Annotated in this window: 14 protein-coding genes and 1 pseudogene; 12 read left to right on the top strand and 3 right to left on the bottom strand. The window is 66.9% G+C overall.

Annotation, left to right across the window (positions count from 1 at the left end; translation table 11 throughout):
- Window positions 1–231: 231 nt before the first annotated feature.
- The 11 genes and pseudogenes from CAL28_RS13295 to CAL28_RS13250 all read left to right on the top strand — a co-directional run bounded on the left by CAL28_RS13295 (window position 232) and on the right by CAL28_RS13250 (window position 11,855).
- The gene (locus CAL28_RS13295; protein ID WP_094841825.1) at window positions 232–1,020 is read left to right on the top strand and encodes an alpha/beta fold hydrolase; all 789 of its coding nucleotides are present in this window, start codon (window positions 232–234) and stop codon (window positions 1,018–1,020) included.
- Window positions 1,021–1,061: 41 nt separating this feature from the next.
- Window positions 1,062–2,342 carry a metal-dependent hydrolase family protein gene (locus CAL28_RS13290; RefSeq protein WP_094841824.1) on the top strand — a complete coding sequence of 427 codons (1,281 nt, stop codon included), beginning with the start codon at window positions 1,062–1,064 and terminating at the stop codon, window positions 2,340–2,342.
- Between the two features lie 8 nt (window positions 2,343–2,350).
- A complete protein-coding gene (locus CAL28_RS13285) occupies window positions 2,351–3,295 on the top strand; it encodes a branched-chain amino acid ABC transporter permease (RefSeq protein WP_217906566.1) in 945 nt (314 codons plus the stop codon).
- Window positions 3,296–3,321: 26 nt separating this feature from the next.
- Complete coding sequence (locus tag CAL28_RS13280; RefSeq protein WP_094841823.1) at window positions 3,322–4,530, top strand: branched-chain amino acid ABC transporter permease; 1,209 nt, start codon at window positions 3,322–3,324, stop codon at window positions 4,528–4,530.
- The gene (locus CAL28_RS13275; protein WP_094841822.1) at window positions 4,527–5,813 is read left to right on the top strand and encodes an ABC transporter substrate-binding protein; all 1,287 of its coding nucleotides are present in this window, start codon (window positions 4,527–4,529) and stop codon (window positions 5,811–5,813) included. Before CAL28_RS13280 ends, CAL28_RS13275 begins: the two co-directional genes overlap by 4 nt.
- Window positions 5,810–6,664, top strand: coding sequence for an ABC transporter ATP-binding protein (locus CAL28_RS13270; RefSeq protein ID WP_217906565.1), 855 nt, complete (start codon window positions 5,810–5,812; stop codon window positions 6,662–6,664). Before CAL28_RS13275 ends, CAL28_RS13270 begins: the two co-directional genes overlap by 4 nt.
- Window positions 6,654–7,175: pseudogene (locus tag CAL28_RS30205) on the top strand (ABC transporter ATP-binding protein); the annotation flags it as partial. The gene CAL28_RS13270 and the pseudogene CAL28_RS30205, both read left to right, overlap by 11 nt.
- Window positions 7,176–7,664: 489 nt before the next feature.
- Window positions 7,665–8,921 carry a Tm-1-like ATP-binding domain-containing protein gene (locus CAL28_RS30200; RefSeq protein ID WP_440588433.1) on the top strand — a complete coding sequence of 419 codons (1,257 nt, stop codon included), beginning with the start codon at window positions 7,665–7,667 and terminating at the stop codon, window positions 8,919–8,921.
- The gene (locus tag CAL28_RS13260; RefSeq protein ID WP_094841820.1) at window positions 8,902–9,732 is read left to right on the top strand and encodes a phosphoenolpyruvate hydrolase family protein; all 831 of its coding nucleotides are present in this window, start codon (window positions 8,902–8,904) and stop codon (window positions 9,730–9,732) included. The genes CAL28_RS30200 and CAL28_RS13260 overlap by 20 nt, the downstream gene beginning before the upstream one ends.
- Before the next feature lie 12 nt (window positions 9,733–9,744).
- Window positions 9,745–11,415 carry a flotillin family protein gene (locus tag CAL28_RS13255; protein WP_094841819.1) on the top strand — a complete coding sequence of 557 codons (1,671 nt, stop codon included), beginning with the start codon at window positions 9,745–9,747 and terminating at the stop codon, window positions 11,413–11,415.
- Window positions 11,412–11,855, top strand: coding sequence for an SRPBCC family protein (locus tag CAL28_RS13250; RefSeq protein WP_094841818.1), 444 nt, complete (start codon window positions 11,412–11,414; stop codon window positions 11,853–11,855). Before CAL28_RS13255 ends, CAL28_RS13250 begins: the two co-directional genes overlap by 4 nt.
- An 86-nt stretch (window positions 11,856–11,941) precedes the next feature.
- On the opposite strand, the gene CAL28_RS13245 is transcribed toward CAL28_RS13250, so the two are convergent.
- The 3 genes from CAL28_RS13245 to ggt form a co-directional block, all read right to left on the bottom strand.
- Window positions 11,942–13,456, bottom strand: a complete 1,515-nt coding sequence (locus tag CAL28_RS13245; protein WP_176463979.1) for a glycosyltransferase family 39 protein — start codon at window positions 13,454–13,456, stop codon at window positions 11,942–11,944.
- 222 nt (window positions 13,457–13,678) lie between these two features.
- A complete protein-coding gene (locus CAL28_RS13240; RefSeq protein WP_094841816.1) occupies window positions 13,679–13,912 on the bottom strand; it encodes a SlyX family protein in 234 nt (77 codons plus the stop codon).
- Window positions 13,912–15,615 (bottom strand): gamma-glutamyltransferase, encoded by a 1,704-nt coding sequence (ggt, locus tag CAL28_RS13235; RefSeq protein ID WP_217906613.1) that lies wholly within the window; start codon window positions 15,613–15,615, stop codon window positions 13,912–13,914. The genes CAL28_RS13240 and ggt overlap by 1 nt, the downstream gene beginning before the upstream one ends.
- 167 nt (window positions 15,616–15,782) lie before the next feature.
- Here ggt and CAL28_RS13230 point away from each other — a divergent pair, with 167 nt between their 5' ends.
- Window positions 15,783–17,057 carry an MASE1 domain-containing protein gene (locus CAL28_RS13230; RefSeq protein WP_176463978.1) on the top strand — a complete coding sequence of 425 codons (1,275 nt, stop codon included), beginning with the start codon at window positions 15,783–15,785 and terminating at the stop codon, window positions 17,055–17,057.
- The last annotated feature ends 17 nt before the right edge of the window (window positions 17,058–17,074 follow it).

The raw sequence follows: 17,074 nt of genomic DNA, 5'->3' as shown, positions 1-17,074 counted from the left end.
ACAGCCGAAAAACCGTCTTCTAGCATGATTCTGAAAACGAGACACGTATCTTAAATCGGATCTTGTGTCTCAATCAGCGGCAACGCTGTCAATTCCAAAAAAAATAGATTCCTCGTCGAGGAGACAAACCGTGTCGATCGCCAACGTTCGCGCAGCCGGCGCCTGTCCGGCTGACGACATGCCCGCGCGCGCTTTTCAGGCCCGCCCCATCGTCGCCGGACATCCGGCGCCATGAGTACCGAATTCGTCAATCGCATCGCGGTGGAGATCGATGGCCAGGGCGATGCGGTGGTGTGCATCCATGGGCTGGGCGGATCATCGAACAACTGGACGCCCGTCATGGATGCCTTCAGCCGCTTCCGCACCCTGCGCATCGACCTTCCGGGCAGCGCGCGCTCGCACGCCGTATCGGGACCCATCGGCATCGACAGCCTGGCCCAGGCCGTGCGCGATGTCTGCGCCCGCCTGGGCGTGGAGCGGGCCCATCTGGTCGGCCATTCGCTCGGCACCATTGTCTGTTTCAAGCTTGCCACCGCATCGCCGGAACTGGTTCGCAGCCTGGCCTTGTTCGGCCCCCTGCTCTGTCCGCCCGACGGCGCGCGCCCCAACATCCGGGCGCGCGGCCAGCGCGCCCGGGACGAAGGGGTGGCCGGCATGCAGGCCATCGCCGATGCCATCGTGGCGGGCGCCACCTCGGCCGACACACGGCAGCACCAGCCCGCGGCCGTTGCGCTGGTGCGCGAAAGCGTGATGCGCCAGGACCCCGACGGCTATGCGCGCAGCTGCGACGCCCTGGCCGACGCGCAGGCCGCGCCGGTCGAGAACATCGCGTGCCCCACGCTGCTGGTCACCGGAGACGAAGATGGCGTCGCGCCGCCCCAGTCGGTGCGCGCGATCGGCGAACGAATACGCGACAGCCGCGTCGCGATTTATCCGCGCTGCGGGCATTGGACGACGTTCGAACGTCCCGATGCCTGCCTGCGCGAACTGAAGGATTTCTATTCGACGCACGCGCGCTGAAGCGTGCCGCCTTTCGCACACCCAATCGCCAGGAGACCGCCATGGCAGAGGTGCTGTTTACCAACGTTCGCGTATTCGACGGAACCGGCGCGCTGCCCTACACGGGCGAGGTACTGGTCCAGGGCAACCGCATCGCGCGCGTGTCGCGATCCACGCGCTCGCTCACCATGGGCGGGGTCACCGTGGTCGACGGCGCGGGAGCATTCCTGATGCCCGGGATGACCGAGGCGCACACGCACTTCTCCTGGAACGACCAACCCTCGCTGGACGCCATCCAGCGTATGCCGGTGGAAGAACACGTCATCTGGTGCATCAACGTGGCACGCCGCTATCTGGACATGGGGTGGACGTCCTGTGTCGGCGCCGCGACGGCCAAGCCGCGGCTGGACGTGGTCACGCGCAACGCCATCCGCGACGGACAGGTCCCGGGGCCACGCTACCTGGCGGCCAGCCAGGAAATCACCACCACGGGCGGCCTTGGCGATTCGACGCCGCCACACATGCCCTATCCGGAGCTGAGTTTCGGTGCCATCGTCAACGGCCCGGAAGAAATGCGCAAAATGGTGCGGCAGTTCGTGAAGTACGGCGTCGACCAATTGAAGATCAACCTGTCGGGCGAGTACATCGCGGGACTGCCCGCCGAAATGACGCAGTTCTCCGAAGAGGAAGTGGCCATGTGCGTCGCCGAGGCCACGCGCTTCGGCAAGCGCGTGGCGGCGCACGCGCGATCCTGCGAATCGATCAAGCAGTGCATACGCCATGGCATCGACATCATCTACCACGCCAGCTTCACCGACGAAGAGGCGCTGGACATGCTGGAAGCGAAGAAGGACCGCGTATTCGTCGCGCCTGGCCTGGCCTGGCTGGTAAATACCTCGTATCACGCCAGCGAGTGGGGCCTGACCCCAGAGATCACGGCGAAGATGGGTTACCACCGCGAGCTGGAGGTGGCGGTGGAATCGATGAAGAAGATGCACCGTCGCGGCATACGCATCCTGCCCGGCGGCGATTACGGGTTCGCCTGGACGCCCCACGGGACCAACGCCACCGATCTCGAATACTTCGTCAAGTACGTCGGCATGTCGCCGCAGGAAGCCTTGCTGTCCGCCACCACCCTGGGCGGACAGATCATGATGCAGGGCGGCGAGCTGGGCCAGATCCGCGATGGCTACCTCGCGGACCTGCTGCTGATCGACGGCGATCCGCTGGCCGATATCCGTATCCTGCAGGACCGCAAGCGCATCCTGGCAGTGATGAAGGACGGCGAGTTCCATCGCGCCCCGCAGATCGTCAGTGCCCGCAGCACGCGCTGGGCGGCCTGAGGCACGACGTGAAACGCTACACGTCCTGGATCCTCGCAGGCGCCCTGCTCGCCATGCTGCTCGGCCTGGCGGCCGCGGCCATCGCCGATAACGCCCGGCTGTTCGGCCTGTCGCTGCTGAACGGCCTGACCCTGGCCGCGCTGTATTTCCTGGTGGCCAGCGGCTTCACGCTGGTATTCGGACTGATGCGCAACGTCAACCTGGCGCATGGCTCCCTCTTCCTGCTGGGCGGCTATATCGGCTACACCGTCGGCGATGCGACCGGATCGTGGTTCCTGGCACTGGCGGCCGGCTTCCTGGCCACCGCGCTGGCCGGCCTGCTTCTGCAACTGCTGGTCTTCCAGCATATGGAGGGACAGGACCTGCGGCAAACGCTGGTCACGCTGGGGCTGTCCATCGTGCTGGCCGATATCTACCTGTGGATCTGGGGCGGCGAAGCCTATCAGTTCGATCCTCCGCGCTGGCTGCTGGGCGTGGTAAGCGTGCCGGGCGTGGGCAAGTACTCCGGCTTCCGCCTGGTCGTGCTGCTGTCGGCCATCGCGATCGGCATTGCCCTGTGGCTGTTCCTGAACCGGACACGCGTCGGCATGATGATACGCGCGGGCGTGGACAACAAGCGCATGCTGTCGGCCAGCGGCGTCAATGTGCAAAAGGTCTTCGCCATCACCTTCGCCGTCGGGGCGGGCCTGGCCGGCTTTGCCGGCGTCATGGGCGGCACCGCGCTGTCGATCGCGCCGGGCGAGGACGTGCGCTATCTGTTGGCCTCATTGATCGTGGTGATCGTCGGCGGCATGGGCAGCATCGCCGGCGCTGCCGTGGGGGCGTTGCTGATCGGCCTGGCCGAGACCTTCGGCCTGGCCTATGCGCCGACGTATGGCGTGGTGTTCACCTTTCTTATCATGGTCGCCGTGCTCGCCTTCCGCCCTCAGGGGCTGATGGGCAAGCGCGCCTGACCGCCCGAACGGGAGCAGGAAGCGCGATGAGTGCGGCGAAATGGCGGCGGGTGATGTCCCACGGGGCGGCGGCGTATTCCCCCATCGGTACGGCGTCCTTGCCGGCGGCCGAGGGCGCGCGCGCTGCCGATGGCGTGGCGCCTGCGCCCGCCAGGCAGCCCGGTGCCGAAGGCGCGATACGCGCGCTGGCGGGCGGATCGCCCCGCGCCGCGGTCCTGCACGCCTGCGTGGCGCTGGCGCTGTTGCTGTACCCCGTCGTGGCCACGCCTTTCTTCACGTTCCAGGTAGGGGCGCAATCCCTGGTGCTGGGCCTGATCGCGCTCTCGCTGGCCCTGCTGGCCGGATATGGCGGCATGGTCACCCTGTCGCAGATGACCGTCGCCGGCATCGCCGGCTATGCGGTGGCGCTGCTGGGCACCAATGCCGACGCCGCGCACAGCCTGGGATGGCCATGGTGGCTGGCCGTCATGGCGGCGCTGGCCATCGGCACCTTATCGGCGACCCTGATCGGCATGCTGGCGGTACGCACCGAGGGCATCTATACCATCATGATCACGCTGGCCATCGGCGTGGCCTTCTTCTACCTGGTGCAGCAGAACTACACCGTCTTCAACGGCTTCCAGGGCTTGGCGCGCATCCTGCCGCCCGCGCCGCGGGAGGCGGACCTGCGCGCGCCGATACCCTTCTATTACATCAGCCTGACGTGCGCCGCGCTGGGTTATGCCTTGGTCGCCTATGTAGCGCGGGCGCCCTTCGGCATGGCCCTGCAAGGCATCCGCGACAATCCGCGCCGCATGCGCGCCCTGGGCTTCGACGTGACGGCACACCGCGTCGCCGCGCACGCGCTCGCCGGCCTGATCGCCAGCGTCGGCGGCGTGCTGCTGGTCTGGTACAACTCGCAGATTTCCCCCGGCTCGGTCAATACCACCTCCATGATCAATATCCTGATCATCGCCGTGCTGGGCGGCATGCGGCATCCCGCGGGCGCCTTCCTGGGCGCGCTGCTGTTCGTATTGCTGCAGAACTTCGCCATCGATCTGGTGGACCGCGAGCGGTTCAACCTGGTGATCGGCGGCGTGTTCCTCCTGGTTTTGATGGTTTCGCCGGACGGCCTGCTGGGCCTCTGGCGGCGCTTGCGCGGGCAGGCTCGCCCCGCCGTGCAGGCTCATGCGAAGGACGCCAGCACGGGGCCCGCCCCCGCTGGGATAACCACGAAAACCAGGAGACATCCATGACATACGCCCATACCGCATCACTCCCGTACACGCGGCGGCGCGCCGCGCTGGCCGCCGGCACGCTGGCGCTGGCCCTCGGCGCCTTGCTGGCGGCCCATCCCGCCAAGGCGCAGGAGGTCATCAAGATCGGAGCCCTGGCCACGCTGGAAGGGCCTTTCGCCGTTCCCGGCCAGGACGGCATGCGCGGCGTGGACCTGGCCGTGGCGCAGCACCAGGGCATGGTCGCCGGCAAGAAAATCGAGATCATCAAGGCTTCATCCAACGGCAATCCGGACACCGCCGTCAACGCGGCGCGCAAACTGGTGGAACAGGACGGCGTGCAGATCCTGATCGGACCGCTGTCGGGCTCCGAAGGCATCGCGGTGAAGAACTACGCCAAGACGCATCCCGAAGTGACCTTCGTCAACGGATCGTCGGCGGCGCAGGGCACGACACTGCAGGAACCGGCGCCGAACTTCTTCCGCTTTTCGACCGATGGCGCGCAGTGGCAGGCGGGCCTGGGCTCCTATGCCTACAAGGACAAGGGCTACAAGCGGATCGTCTCCGTGGCGGAAGACTATTCCTTTCCCTACTCGCTGCTGCAGGGCTTCATGATCGAGTTCTGCAAGGCGGGCGGCAAGGTGGTGGACAAGCATTGGGTGCCGCTGGGCACCAAGGATTATTCCTCGGTGATCGCGCGCCTGCCGGACAATATCGATGCCATCTACGTGGCGCTGGGCGGTTCCGACGCGGTGAATTTCTTTTCCCAGTACGAGCAGGCCGGCGGCGACAAGCCGCTGATCGCCGGGTCCATCACCATCGACCAATCCGTGCTCGGCTACAAGGGCAAGCGCCGCGATGCCCTGATCGGTACGCCCTCGGCCGGCCCCATCGCCGACAACTACGACGATCCCGCCTGGAAGAAGTTCGTGGCCGATTACCGCGCCGCCTACAAGGACGGCTTGCCCAGCCCCAGCCTGTTCGCGCACGCGTATTACGTCAACACCAAGGCGGTGCTGGACGCGCTGGAACAGGAAAAGGCCGACCTGTCGAACAACCAGGCCAAGCTGCGCCAGACCTTGTCGACCATGACCGTGTCCACGCCCACCGGCAACGTCAAGCTTGACGAGAACCGCAACGCGATCGCCAATATCTTCCTGACCGAAGTCGCGAAGAACAGCGATGGCACGCTGTACAACAAATTCGTCAAGGTCATCCCCGACGTAAACCAGCGCCTAGGGCTGTCCAAGGCCGAATTCGACAAGATGGGACTGGGCTCGCGCACCAATCCCGAATGCAAATGAACGGCATGCACGCGGCCACCGATTCCTTAGCAGGCGCCCGTCAGCGGGACGACGACGCCGGCGGGCCGCAAGCCGGTTCTCCGACGCGGCGCGCCGGCCATTCCCATGCGCTGGAACTGCATGGCATCACCCGCGCATTCGGCGCGCTCAAGGCCATCGACGGCGTGTCGTTCAATGTCGAGGCCAGCCAGCGCTACGCCGTACTGGGATCGAACGGCGCTGGCAAGACCACCCTGTTCAATATGATCACGGGCGATTTTCCGGTGACCGCGGGCCGCGTGCTGCTCTTCGGCGAAGACGTGACGGCGCTGCCGCCCTGGGAACGTGTCCGGCGCGGACTACGCCGCACCTACCAGTCCTCGCTGCTGTTCCGCGATCTCAGCGTGCGGGACAACCTGTATCTGGCGGTACGCGGTGTCTCGCGCGGACGATTCAGCCTGCGGCGCACGGCGCGGGTATCCGCATCGGACCAGGCCGCCGAGGAGCTGCTGGCCCATGCGGGGCTCACGCACTGGGCCGACACGCCGGTCGCGCTGTTGTCGCATGGCCAGCAGCGGCAGCTCGAGATCGGCATGGCCTTGGCCGGCGCCCCGCGCCTGATCCTGTTCGACGAGCCGGCCGCGGGGTTATCTCCCGCGGAACGGCGCGAACTGGTGGCGCTGCTCAAGGCCCTGCCGGCGCACATCGGTTACGTCATCATCGAGCACGACCTGGAGATCGCGCTGTCGGTCGCCACGCGTGTCACCGTGATGCACAACGGCCGTGTGCTGCGGCACGGTACGCCGCGCGAAATCGAAAGCGATCCGGACGTGCAAGCCATCTACATGGGAGAACGGCAGCATGGTCACTGACGCACGCAACACGGCGGGGGGATCGCCGGCCTCGCCCGGTGGCGGCGTACCCGTACTGGAGGTCGCCGGCCTGAATGTCCACTACGGCAGCGCGCACGCGCTGCACGATGTCTCCCTGACCTTGCCGCGTGGTGTGCTGGCCGTGGTCGGCCGCAACGGCATGGGCAAGACCACGCTATGCAATGCCATAACGGGACTGGTCCCCGCGCGCGGCGCCATCCGGCTGCACGGCCGGGACATCCTGGGCAAGCCGCCTCACGCGATCGCGGAAATGGGTATCGGCTACGTTCCGCAAGGGCGACATGTTTGGCCATCCCTGACCGTGGACGAGCATTTCCGCCTGGCATCCCGCAGCGCGCGCCGCGGCGAATGGACGACGGATCGCGTGTATGCCACCTTTCCCAGGCTGGCGGAACGGCGCCACAACGGCGGCGCGCAGTTATCCGGCGGCGAGCAACAGATGCTGGCCATTGGCCGGGCGCTACTCTTCAATCCGACGCTGCTGGTGATGGACGAGCCCACCGAAGGCCTGGCGCCGGTCATCGTCGAACAGGTCGCCGCCATGCTCAAGCAACTGGCCGGCGAAGGCCAGATCGCGGTCCTGCTGATCGAACAGAACCTCGGGGTGGCCATCGACGTGGCCGATACCGTCGCCGTCATGGTCAATGGCCACGTGGCGCGGGTGATGCCCGCCGGACAGCTGGCCGCCGACCGCGACCTGCAACAGCGACTGCTGGGCGTCGCCTCCGCGTCCGAAGCCGGTCCGGACGATACCGCGCCGCCGGCGGCTCCCCCGGCAGGCGGCATGGTGGAAGTCCTGACGATACGGCGCGAACATGCGGACGATGCCGCGGCCCTCCCCGTCTCGATGGGCGGCTTCAGCCGTTGGCGGGATAGCGCGCCGCCGGTGGTGCACGACGATGCGGATCGAGCCGCCGGGACCGATGCCGGATCGCCGTTGCCACCCATCCCCTCGGCGCTTGCGCCAGTGGGCGATGCCGTGAACCGTGCCGCCTACGTGGTCGGCACGTTCGATACCAAGGCGCGCGAGCTGTTCCTGCTGCGCGATTGCCTGCAGCGCCTGGGGCTGAGAACCGTCACCGTCGACGTCTCGACTTCCGGCCAGCCTTCGCCCGCCAGCGTGCATCCGCGCGAAGTGGCCCGGTACCACCCCGACGGCGAGCGCGCGGTATTCACCGGAGACCGCGGATCCGCGGTCTCCGCGATGGCGAAAGCGCTCGCGCGCTTCCTGCCTTCCCGGCGCGACCTGGGCGGTGTCATCGGCGCGGGCGGATCGGGCGGCACCGCGCTGGCCAGCGCGGGCATGCGCGCTTTGCCCATAGGCGTGCCGAAGGTACTGGTGTCCACGGTCGCCTCCGGCGATGTGCGCGGCTACGTGGGCCCCAGCGACATCTGCATGATGTATTCCGTCACCGATGTCGCCGGCCTGCATCCCATCAGCCGCCAGGTGCTTTCCAACGCGGCGCACGCCCTGGCCGGGATGATCCTGCACCGCGCGCCGCCGCCGCAACCCGGCCGCGCCGCCGTGGGCCTGACGATGTTCGGCGTCACCACGCCCTGCGTGCAGGCGGTCGCCGCCGAGCTGGGCACCGACTACGACTGCATGGTGTTCCACGCCACCGGCATCGGCGGCAACTCCATGGAGAAGCTGGTCGAGTCGCGCCTGCTGCAAGGCGTGATCGACGTTTCCACCACGGAAATCGCCGACGAGATCGTGGGCGGTGTGTTCTCGGCCGGGCCGGGACGCCTGGATGCCGTGATCGAAACCGGGATTCCCTACGTCGGTTCGTGCGGCGCGCTGGACATGGTGAACTTCATGGCGATGGACACCGTGCCGGAACGCTTTCGCGGGCGCAACCTGTATCGGCACAACGACAACATCACGCTGATGCGCACCACACCGGAGGAAAACCGCCGCATCGGCGCCTTCCTGGCCGACAAGCTGAACCGCATGACGGGCCCGGTGCGTTTCCTGCTGCCCGAAGGCGGCGTCTCGGCCGTGGACATGCCGGGCCAGCCCTTCTGGGACCCGGAGGCCGACCGCGCGCTATACGCGGCCATCGAACAGGGATTCCGCCCGACGCCGGGGCGCCAGCTGCGCCGCCTGCCCTATCACATCAACGACCCGCGTTTCGCGCAGGCGCTGGTCCAGGCCTTCCGCGAGATCCAGCCGGACACCCGGTCCGTTTCCTCCTCCCCAAGCCAGGAGACCCATCATGCCGCGCATCGCGCGTGAAACCATCCTCGAACGCCTGCGCGGCATGATTGCCCGCGGCGAGCCCATTATTGGCGCGGGCGCCGGCACGGGCCTGTCGGCGCGCTGCGAAGAAGCCGGCGGCGTCGACCTGATCGTGATCTATAACTCGGGGCGCTACCGCATGGCGGGACGCGGATCGCTGGCCGGGCTGATGGCCTACGGCAACGCCAACGAGGTCGTACTGGAAATGGCGCACGAGGTCCTGCCCGTGGTCCGCCATACGCCGGTGCTGGCCGGCGTCAACGGCACCGACCCTTTCATGATCGCCGACGTCCTGCTGCCAAGGCTGCAGGCCCTGGGATTCTCCGGCGTGCAGAACTTCCCGACGGTGGGCCTGATCGACGGCGTCTTCCGCGCCAACCTGGAAGAAACCGGGATGAGCTATGCCATGGAAGTCGATCTGATCGCGCGGGCCCGCGCAATGGATATGCTGACCACGCCCTATGTATTCAGTGCCGCCAACGCCGCCGATATGGCACGTGCCGGCGCCGACGTGGTGGTGTGCCACCTGGGATTGACGACAGGCGGCGATATCGGCGCGCGCACGGCGCCCACCCTTGCCGAATGCGTTCCACGCATCCAGGCCTGGGCCGAGGCGGCGCGCGCGGTGCGCGGCGACGTGATCGTGCTGTGCCATGGCGGGCCGATTTCAACGCCCGCCGACGCGGCCTACATCCTGTCGCAATGCCCGCAGTGCCACGGTTTCTTCGGTGCGTCCAGCATGGAGAGGCTGCCTGTCGAAACCGCGCTGACCGACACCGCGCGGCGCTTCAAGCAAATCACCCGATAAAAGAGGCTCATCATGTCAGGCTCACAATTCGGCACATTCCTGCTGATCGTGCTCGCGATCGCCATCGTTGCCGCCATCGTCGTCGGGCTGCTGCACTGGCTGTACCTGCGGGCATCCAAGGAGCGCGCCTTCGTCCGCACCGGGCTGGGCGGCCAGCGCGTGGTGCTGGACGGCGGCGCGTTGGTGCTGCCCATCGTCCACGACGTCATTCCCGTCAATATGAACACGCTGCGACTGGAAGTCTCGCGCGGGCGGGACAAGGCACTGATCACCAAGGACCGCATGCGGGTGGACGTCATCGCGGAATTCTATGTGCGTGTGCAGGCCAGCGCGCAGGCCGTTTCCGATGCGGCGCAGACGCTGGGCCAGCGCACCATGGCGCCGGAACAGCTGAAGGAACTGCTGGAGGGCAAGTTCGTCGATGCGCTGCGCACCGTCGCCGCCGAGCTGACGATGGAGGAATTGCACGAGCGGCGCGGCGACTACGTGCGCCGCGTGCGCGAGGCGGTCGCCGATAACCTGACCAAGAACGGCCTGGAGCTGGAGGCTGCCTCGCTGACCCAGCTGGACCAGACCCCCATGGAGTTCTTCAACCCCAGCAATGCGTTCGACGCCGAGGGTCTGACACGCCTGACCGAACAGATCGAACGGCGCAAAAAACAGCGCAACGACATCGAACAGGACACCCTGATCGCCATCCGCAACAAGAACCTGGAGGCCGAAAAGCTTTCGCTGGACATCGACCGCGAATCCGAAGGCGCCCGCCTGGCGCAGGAACGCGAGCTGGAGATCGCCCGCGCCGAACAGCGCGCCACCCTGACACGCGAACGCGCCGAACGCGACAAGGAAGGCCAACGCGCGCAGATCGCCGCCCAGCAGGCCGTGGAAGAGGCCCGGCTGCGCGCGGAACAGATCGTCGAATCCAATCGCATCAACAAGGACCGTGAGCTGCAGGCGGCCGAGATCGAGCGCCGCAAGGCCATCGAACTGGCCGAGCAGCAGCGCTCCATCGCCGTGGCCATGCAGTCCAAGTCGCAGTCGGAGGCACAGGCCGCGGCGGACGCGGCGCGCGCGCTGGCGGTGGCCGCGGAAGAGAAAATATTCACCGCGCGCGAGCTGGAAATGGCCGAAAGGCGCAAGCGCATCGAGCTGGTTGCCGCGGCGCAGACGGCCGAACGCGAAGCCTTGGGCCTGCGCGTGGCCGCCGAGGCGGAACGCGCAGCCAGCGAGGATCGCGGCTACGCCATGCGTGCCGAAGCGGAAGCACAGGCCGATGCGGAACGCATCCGCCTCGCTGCCGCGCGCATCCGGCATGAAGTGGAGGCCGAAGGCCTGCGCATGATGAATGAATCCTCCAACATCCTGACGCCGGAAGCGCGCGCATCGGCGCTGCGCATGCGGCTGCTGGACAAGGTAGAGGGGATCATCCGGGAATCGGTCAAACCGATGGAGAAGATCGACAGCATACGCATCATGCATGTCGACGGGCTGGCATCCGGCACGGGTGGCCACGATCAGGGGGGGAGTTTCTCCGACGCGGTGGTCAACTCGGCGTTGCGCTTTCGCGCGCAGGCGCCCATCGTCGACCAGCTGCTGAAGGAAATCGGTTTGGACAGCACCGATATCGGCCGCATGGCCGCCGCGGGCACCCTGGCCGCACCGGCAGGAGAAAAGAAATCATGACGACGGTTTTCGTCTCCGGTGTCATCGATGCGCCGGCCGCGGATGTGTGGGCGGTGGTCCGCGACTTCAACGGCATGCCGCAGTGGCACCCGCTGATCACGGACTCCCTGATAGAGAACGGCCTGACCCCGGACCGCATCGGCTGCGTGCGGTACTTCCATACACGCGACGGCGGTCTGATCCGCGAGCAGCTGCTTGCCCTGTCCGACTATGACTACACATTCACGTACGCGATCCTCGAAAGCCCGATGGGGGTCTCCGACTATGTCGCGACCTTGAAGCTGACACCCGTCACGGACGGCGATCGCTGTTTCGGCGAATGGAGCGCCGAGTTCACCGCGCCGCCGGACCGCGAAGACGAACTGAAGCGATTCGTCGGAGAGGAAGTCTTCCTGGCCGGCTTTCATGCGCTACGCGCCCGCATGGCGCAAAGGCGCTGATACGGCATACGCATCCGCGCGCGGCGGGCGGGCGCATCCCGGGAGACCGCGCCGGATGTCTGGCGCCGCGGCGGCAGGCGAACGGATCACCTCGCCGCCACATCCGCCCCGCCCTCCTTGCCGGGTGGCATGACAAACAGGATGTAATGACGTTCGGGCATCCGGATGCCCCATGACGTCTTGGCGACCGACACGGCCAGGGGGGCCGCGCCGCTGAAAGCGGCCGCCGTGTCCCGGCAATGCCTGTCGTTGTCGCGGCAAACGAACAGGGCACCTTCGCGCCGGACGTCCGTTTCCTTGACCCAGGGCGTGGTGGAGGCATCGAAGATGTCCCAGTAATGGATACGCCCGCGGGCATAGAACGCCACCGCCCGGGCTTCCTTGTCGTCGCCGGCAACGATGCGCAAGGGCTGTCCCGTGCGGCGGTCCCATACCTCATGCGCGGCGCGCGCCAGCTCCAGACGCGGCTCCATCGCCAGCTTGTCGTGATGCACGGTCTTCAGATAGCCGCCCGCCGCCGACAGCGCCAGCACCACGGCCCAGTACACCGCCATCACGGCCGGAATGCGCCGCGTATCCATCCGGATACCCGCATTGCCGAGCACCGCCAGCCAGAAGACGGTGATCGCGAACCACTGGGTATTGCCCCACAAGGAGGAAAGATGCGTCCGGGTCGCCGTGGCCAGCGCGCATATCGCCAGGAACGTCCCCATGGACAACCACCACAGGTCGCGATTCAGCGAGCGGCGCACATAGCCGTGCAGCATCAGCTTGGCCGCACGGTCGCGCGAATGCCGCGCCAGCACAAGCACGAAGAGCATGCCGGGCAGCAGATAAGCCACCTGCACCAGGCCATACAGCACCATATCGCCGGCCACGGCCGGCAGGGGCCGGGCGATTTCGCCCATGCGCTCGCGCGCATAGCCGAACGTGGGCATGCCGTTTTCGACCAGCCAGCGCAGATGCGGCCACAGCACCACGGTGCCAGCCATCACGGCCAGCAGCACTTGCGGATGCATCAGCCGGGCGCGCCACGCCGGCCGCGCCAGCCCCGCCAGCGCCAGCCCGGCGAGCAGCGTGACGGAAAAGTACTTGCCCAACATGGCGATCCCGGCGGCGGCGCCCATGGCCAGCGCTGCCTTGCGCGTGCCGGTCTGCACATAGCGCACGAAGAAATAGGCCGTCCACGGCCATAGCGACAGCAGCACGGTGTTCGCATTGAACTTGATCGCCAGCGTGGTGTAGACGGGCGATACCGCCATCGCCAGCCCTGCCACCGCGGCCTCGCGCGCGGGTAGGAATCGGCGCGCCAGGGCCACGACGCCGCAGACACCCAGCACCGCATTAACCACCGACAGCGCGAAGTACGCCGCGTCGGTATGCGGGAACACGCTGAACCAGCCGGCCGCGATCCATGCGAACAGCGGCGGATGCTTGTAGTAGCCGGCCTGCCAGGCAATGCCCCAGCTGTAGTTCTCGAGCATATCCCCGGCCCAATCGAGATTGGACCGATAGAGACTGGATGCGATGGTCCAGACGACGGCGTGGATGACGAGCAGCACGGCCAGGCGCACTGTGCCGGTATCGGAATCCGCGCGCACGCGGTTTCCGGAAGAGTAGGAAGGAAGGAGGATTTCTGCCATGGGCCCGATGAATAACGACAGGAATGGGCATAACCATTCCGGCGCTATTAGGACTATCTCGGACCATCTCGTTCCACCTGGTGCCGCGCGCGCGCGGGCCGCGCCGTGGAAACACGGCAAGCCGGCCAGCAAATTCGCGCAAACCGCCCCACGTCTCGTGGAACTTCCATCAAAGCGATGTCAGTAATGCGGTGGCACTTCATCCCGCAGGCTGCGGAACGTCCCCTTGGCCTCGTCCGTGTCCGCCAGCTGCTGGCGTAGCTGGCCGATGCGCTGCGCCAGCTTTTCGATCTGCGCCTGCTGCCTGTGCACCGCCTGGTTCAGCTGTTCGAGCAAATCCTCGGCGAAGCCCGCCTTGATCTCCAGTTCCTTGACGCGGCGCGCCAGATCCTCGCGCGTATCTTCCGTGGCCATCAGTACCCCAGTGCCGCCCCAGCCGGGCGGCGTTCGTCGTTGGCGCCGTACAGATAGCCCGGGCGCACCGCGCCCGACACCGACGCATCGTTGCCGGAGCTGGCCGCGCCCTGGCCGCGCGACGCGTCGGGCAGGCCCACCAGCACCAGTTCGGCCGCGCCCCAGGGCGTCTGTTCGACCATTTTGTAGCCCATGCCACGCAGAATGTTCAGCGTGTCGGGCGACAACCCGTATTTCTCGTAATAGACCTCGTCAGGCAGCCATTGGTGATGAACGCGCGCCGCGTCGACGGCTTCCTGCGGCGCCATGCCGTGGTCGATGACGTTTATCGCCGTTTCCAGCGTGATCGTGATGATGCGCGATCCGCCCGGCGACCCCAGCACCATGTAGGTCTTGCCGCCCCGCGTCACCAGCGTCGGGGCCATGGACGACAGGGGCCGCTTGCCCGGCTCGATCGCATTGGTGGCGCCCTGTACCAGCCCGAACAGATTCTGCGCGCCGATCTTGGTGGTGAAGTCGTCCATCTCGTCGTTCAGGAAGAAGCCGGTACCGGGAGCGATCACGCCGGCGCCGAAGCGGCCGTTCACCGTATATGTCGTGGAGACGGCATTGCCGTCCTTGTCGACAATGGAGTAATGCGTGGTCTCCGTTTTTTCGTGCGGTGCCATGCCGGGCTGGACTTGCGCCGACGGCGTCGCGCGGTCGCCCGCGATTTTCTCGCGTACCGCGGCGGCGTACGACTTGCTCAGCAGGCGTCCCAGCGGATTGTCCACGAAAGCGGGGTCGCCGAGGTAGGTATTGCGATCCATGTAGGCGTGCCGCATGGCCTCGACCATCACATGAACGGATTGCGCCGATCCATACCCCATGGCGCGCAGATCGTAGCCGGACAGGATGTTGAGGATTTCGCACAAGGTCGCGCCGCCCGAACTGGGCGGCGGCGCCGACACGAACACATAACCCCGGTAGTTGCAGGTGATGGGCGCGGTTTCGGTGATCCTGTAGGCCGCGAAATCGGCCGCCCGGATCACGCCGCCCCCTTGGGTCGACGCCTTCTCCACGGCGGCCGGAATCCGCCCTTTATAGAAGGCATCCGGCCCGTGGTCGGCGATCGCCTGCAGCGTGCGGGCCAGGTCCGCCTGCACCAGCCGGTCGCCCGGCTGCAAGGGCGTGCCATCGGGCCGCAGGAAGACCTTGGCAGCTTCCGGGTCGCGGCGGAACATCGCGATGCTGGTGTCGAGGATGTCGGTGTCCGCGCGCGTCAGGACGAAGCCGTCGCGCGCCAGGGCGATGGCCGGCGCCATGACGGCCTGGCGGGACAGGCGGCCGTACTTGCGCAGCGCCGTATCCATGCCCAGGACGGTGCCGGGCGTGGCAACCGCACGGTAGCCGTACAGGCTGGCCCCCTCGATCAGGTCGCCCTTCGCGTTCAGGTACATATCGCGCGATGCCCCGGCCGGCGCGGTTTCGCGGAAGTTGATGAAGGTATCGCGTCCGTCGGCCAGATGGATCGTCATGAAGCCGCCGCCACCGATATTGCCGCAACAGGGATTGACCACCGCCTGGGCATAGCCCACCGCGACGGCCGCGTCGATGGCGTTGCCGCCATTTTTCAAAATATCGACGCCCACCTGCGAGGCGAGGTATTGCGATGTCACGACCATCCCATTGCGCGCCTCGACCGCAGGGCGCGATGCGGCCATGCCGGCCGGCAGCAAACCGGTCCATAGCGCGGCGGTCGCCACGCAGGCCGCGATGTGTCGAAAGCGCTGAATTGCCATCATTCCATCCCTTTGCAATCGATGTCTGACTCCCCGGCGGCCATTGTAAGATGCGTCCGATGTTTCGAAGTCCTTCCTACCCTGGTGCCATGACACATCGCCGCGTGTTGTGTTTGCTGATCTTCTCGCTGGGATATGTATGCCTGGCGGCCATCAGCATGCGCGAACGCGACGCAGCGACGCTTTCCACCCTGTTCTGGCCGCCGGCCGGCGTACTCATGGCGGCCCTCATGCTGAATCCGGCGCGGCGTTGGGCCGGATGGATGGCACTGGCCGCGCTGCTGCACATCGCCACCGGCATGCTGATCGGCCAGCGCACGCTGCCCGTCGCGCTGGTCTTCGCGCTGACCGACCTGGTGTTCTGCGCCACGGTCGCGGCACTCTGGCGGTGGCGCACGCGCGGGGTTGCCTCGCTGAACACCCTGCCCGCCACGCTCTGGTTCATCGTGCTGCTTTCCGCCGGCAGCGTGGCCGGCGGCGTACTGGCCGTCCTGGGCCTGCGCGCGGCCGATCCATCGGCTTCCGCCGAGCACTGGTATGTATGGAGCCTCGCCGGTTTCGTCGGTTGCCTGATCACCACGCCGATGATCGTGGCGTGGGCGCACTTCCGCCCGCGCGCGCTGGCCGAACAGAATGTGCTGCACCTATGGATAGGACTGGTCGCGGCCTTCGCCCTGCTGGCCGGCACGACCATCGTTTTCGATAATCCACCGGGCGGCACGCGCATCGTCTGGCACGACGGATTCGGCATGAGCTATGGCCCGCTGCTTTTCGTGGCCATCGTCGCGCTGGCCTGGGGCGCCCTCGGCAGCACGCTGATCGTGGCCGGACTGGCGCTGGTCGCCGGCTCCTATACGCTGAGCGGCATGGGCCCTTACGCCAATATCGCGCATTTCGACGGCGAGCCGCTATTGGCCGTGCAGGGTTTCCTGGGCTGCGCCGCGCTGCTGAGCCTGGTGACCTCGGCGCTGTCCTCCGATCGCGAACAGGCCCTGAAACGCACCGCTGCCCTGACCCGGCAGTTGGAAGCGGCCCTGCGCGTCAGCGGCCAGGTCGCGTGGGAGTACCGCCGCGCGGAACAGCGCCTGCACTGGCTGGGGCAACTTCCCCAGGGCATCCCTGTCTCCGATGCATCCATCGCCCTGACCGACTGGCTGGCGAACGTGCACGAGGATGACCGCGACAAGGCCCGCGCCTGGCTGCATACCGGCGCGGATTCGTATGCGCAGCGCCGGCTGCGCGTCCGGATACAAGGCCCGGATGGCGGCTTCCATGTCATCGAGATGACGGGATCGGCGATCAGCCAGGTCCCGGACAGGATGACGGGACTGGCCGGCGCGGCCGCCGACGACGCCCATTATTAAGCTGTCCGCGGGGGACA

This window comes from Bordetella genomosp. 11, assembly GCF_002261215.1.
GTDB lineage: Bacteria > Pseudomonadota > Gammaproteobacteria > Burkholderiales > Burkholderiaceae_B > Bordetella_C.
The sequence above is the reverse complement of the archived record's forward strand: the minus strand, read 5'-3'. Positions and strand labels throughout refer to the sequence as shown.

Bases quoted from the DNA above. Each gene is read 5' to 3' on its own strand.
- CAL28_RS13270 (WP_217906565.1), top strand. From the start codon at position 5,810: ATGAACGGCATGCACGCGGCCACCGATTCCTTAGCAGGCGCCCGTCAG.
- CAL28_RS13260 (WP_094841820.1), top strand. From the start codon at position 8,902: ATGCCGCGCATCGCGCGTGAAACCATCCTCGAACGCCTGCGCGGCATG.
- CAL28_RS13290 (WP_094841824.1), top strand. From the start codon at position 1,062: ATGGCAGAGGTGCTGTTTACCAACGTTCGCGTATTCGACGGAACCGGC.
- ggt (WP_217906613.1), bottom strand. From the start codon at position 15,615: ATGGCCGCATCGCGCCCTGCGGTCGAGGCGCGCAATGGGATGGTCGTG.
- CAL28_RS13240 (WP_094841816.1), bottom strand. From the start codon at position 13,912: ATGGCCACGGAAGATACGCGCGAGGATCTGGCGCGCCGCGTCAAGGAA.
- CAL28_RS13280 (WP_094841823.1), top strand. From the start codon at position 3,322: ATGAGTGCGGCGAAATGGCGGCGGGTGATGTCCCACGGGGCGGCGGCG.
- CAL28_RS13250 (WP_094841818.1), top strand. From the start codon at position 11,412: ATGACGACGGTTTTCGTCTCCGGTGTCATCGATGCGCCGGCCGCGGAT.
- CAL28_RS13230 (WP_176463978.1), top strand. From the start codon at position 15,783: ATGACACATCGCCGCGTGTTGTGTTTGCTGATCTTCTCGCTGGGATAT.
- CAL28_RS13275 (WP_094841822.1), top strand. From the start codon at position 4,527: ATGACATACGCCCATACCGCATCACTCCCGTACACGCGGCGGCGCGCC.
- CAL28_RS13295 (WP_094841825.1), top strand. From the start codon at position 232: ATGAGTACCGAATTCGTCAATCGCATCGCGGTGGAGATCGATGGCCAG.
- CAL28_RS13255 (WP_094841819.1), top strand. From the start codon at position 9,745: ATGTCAGGCTCACAATTCGGCACATTCCTGCTGATCGTGCTCGCGATC.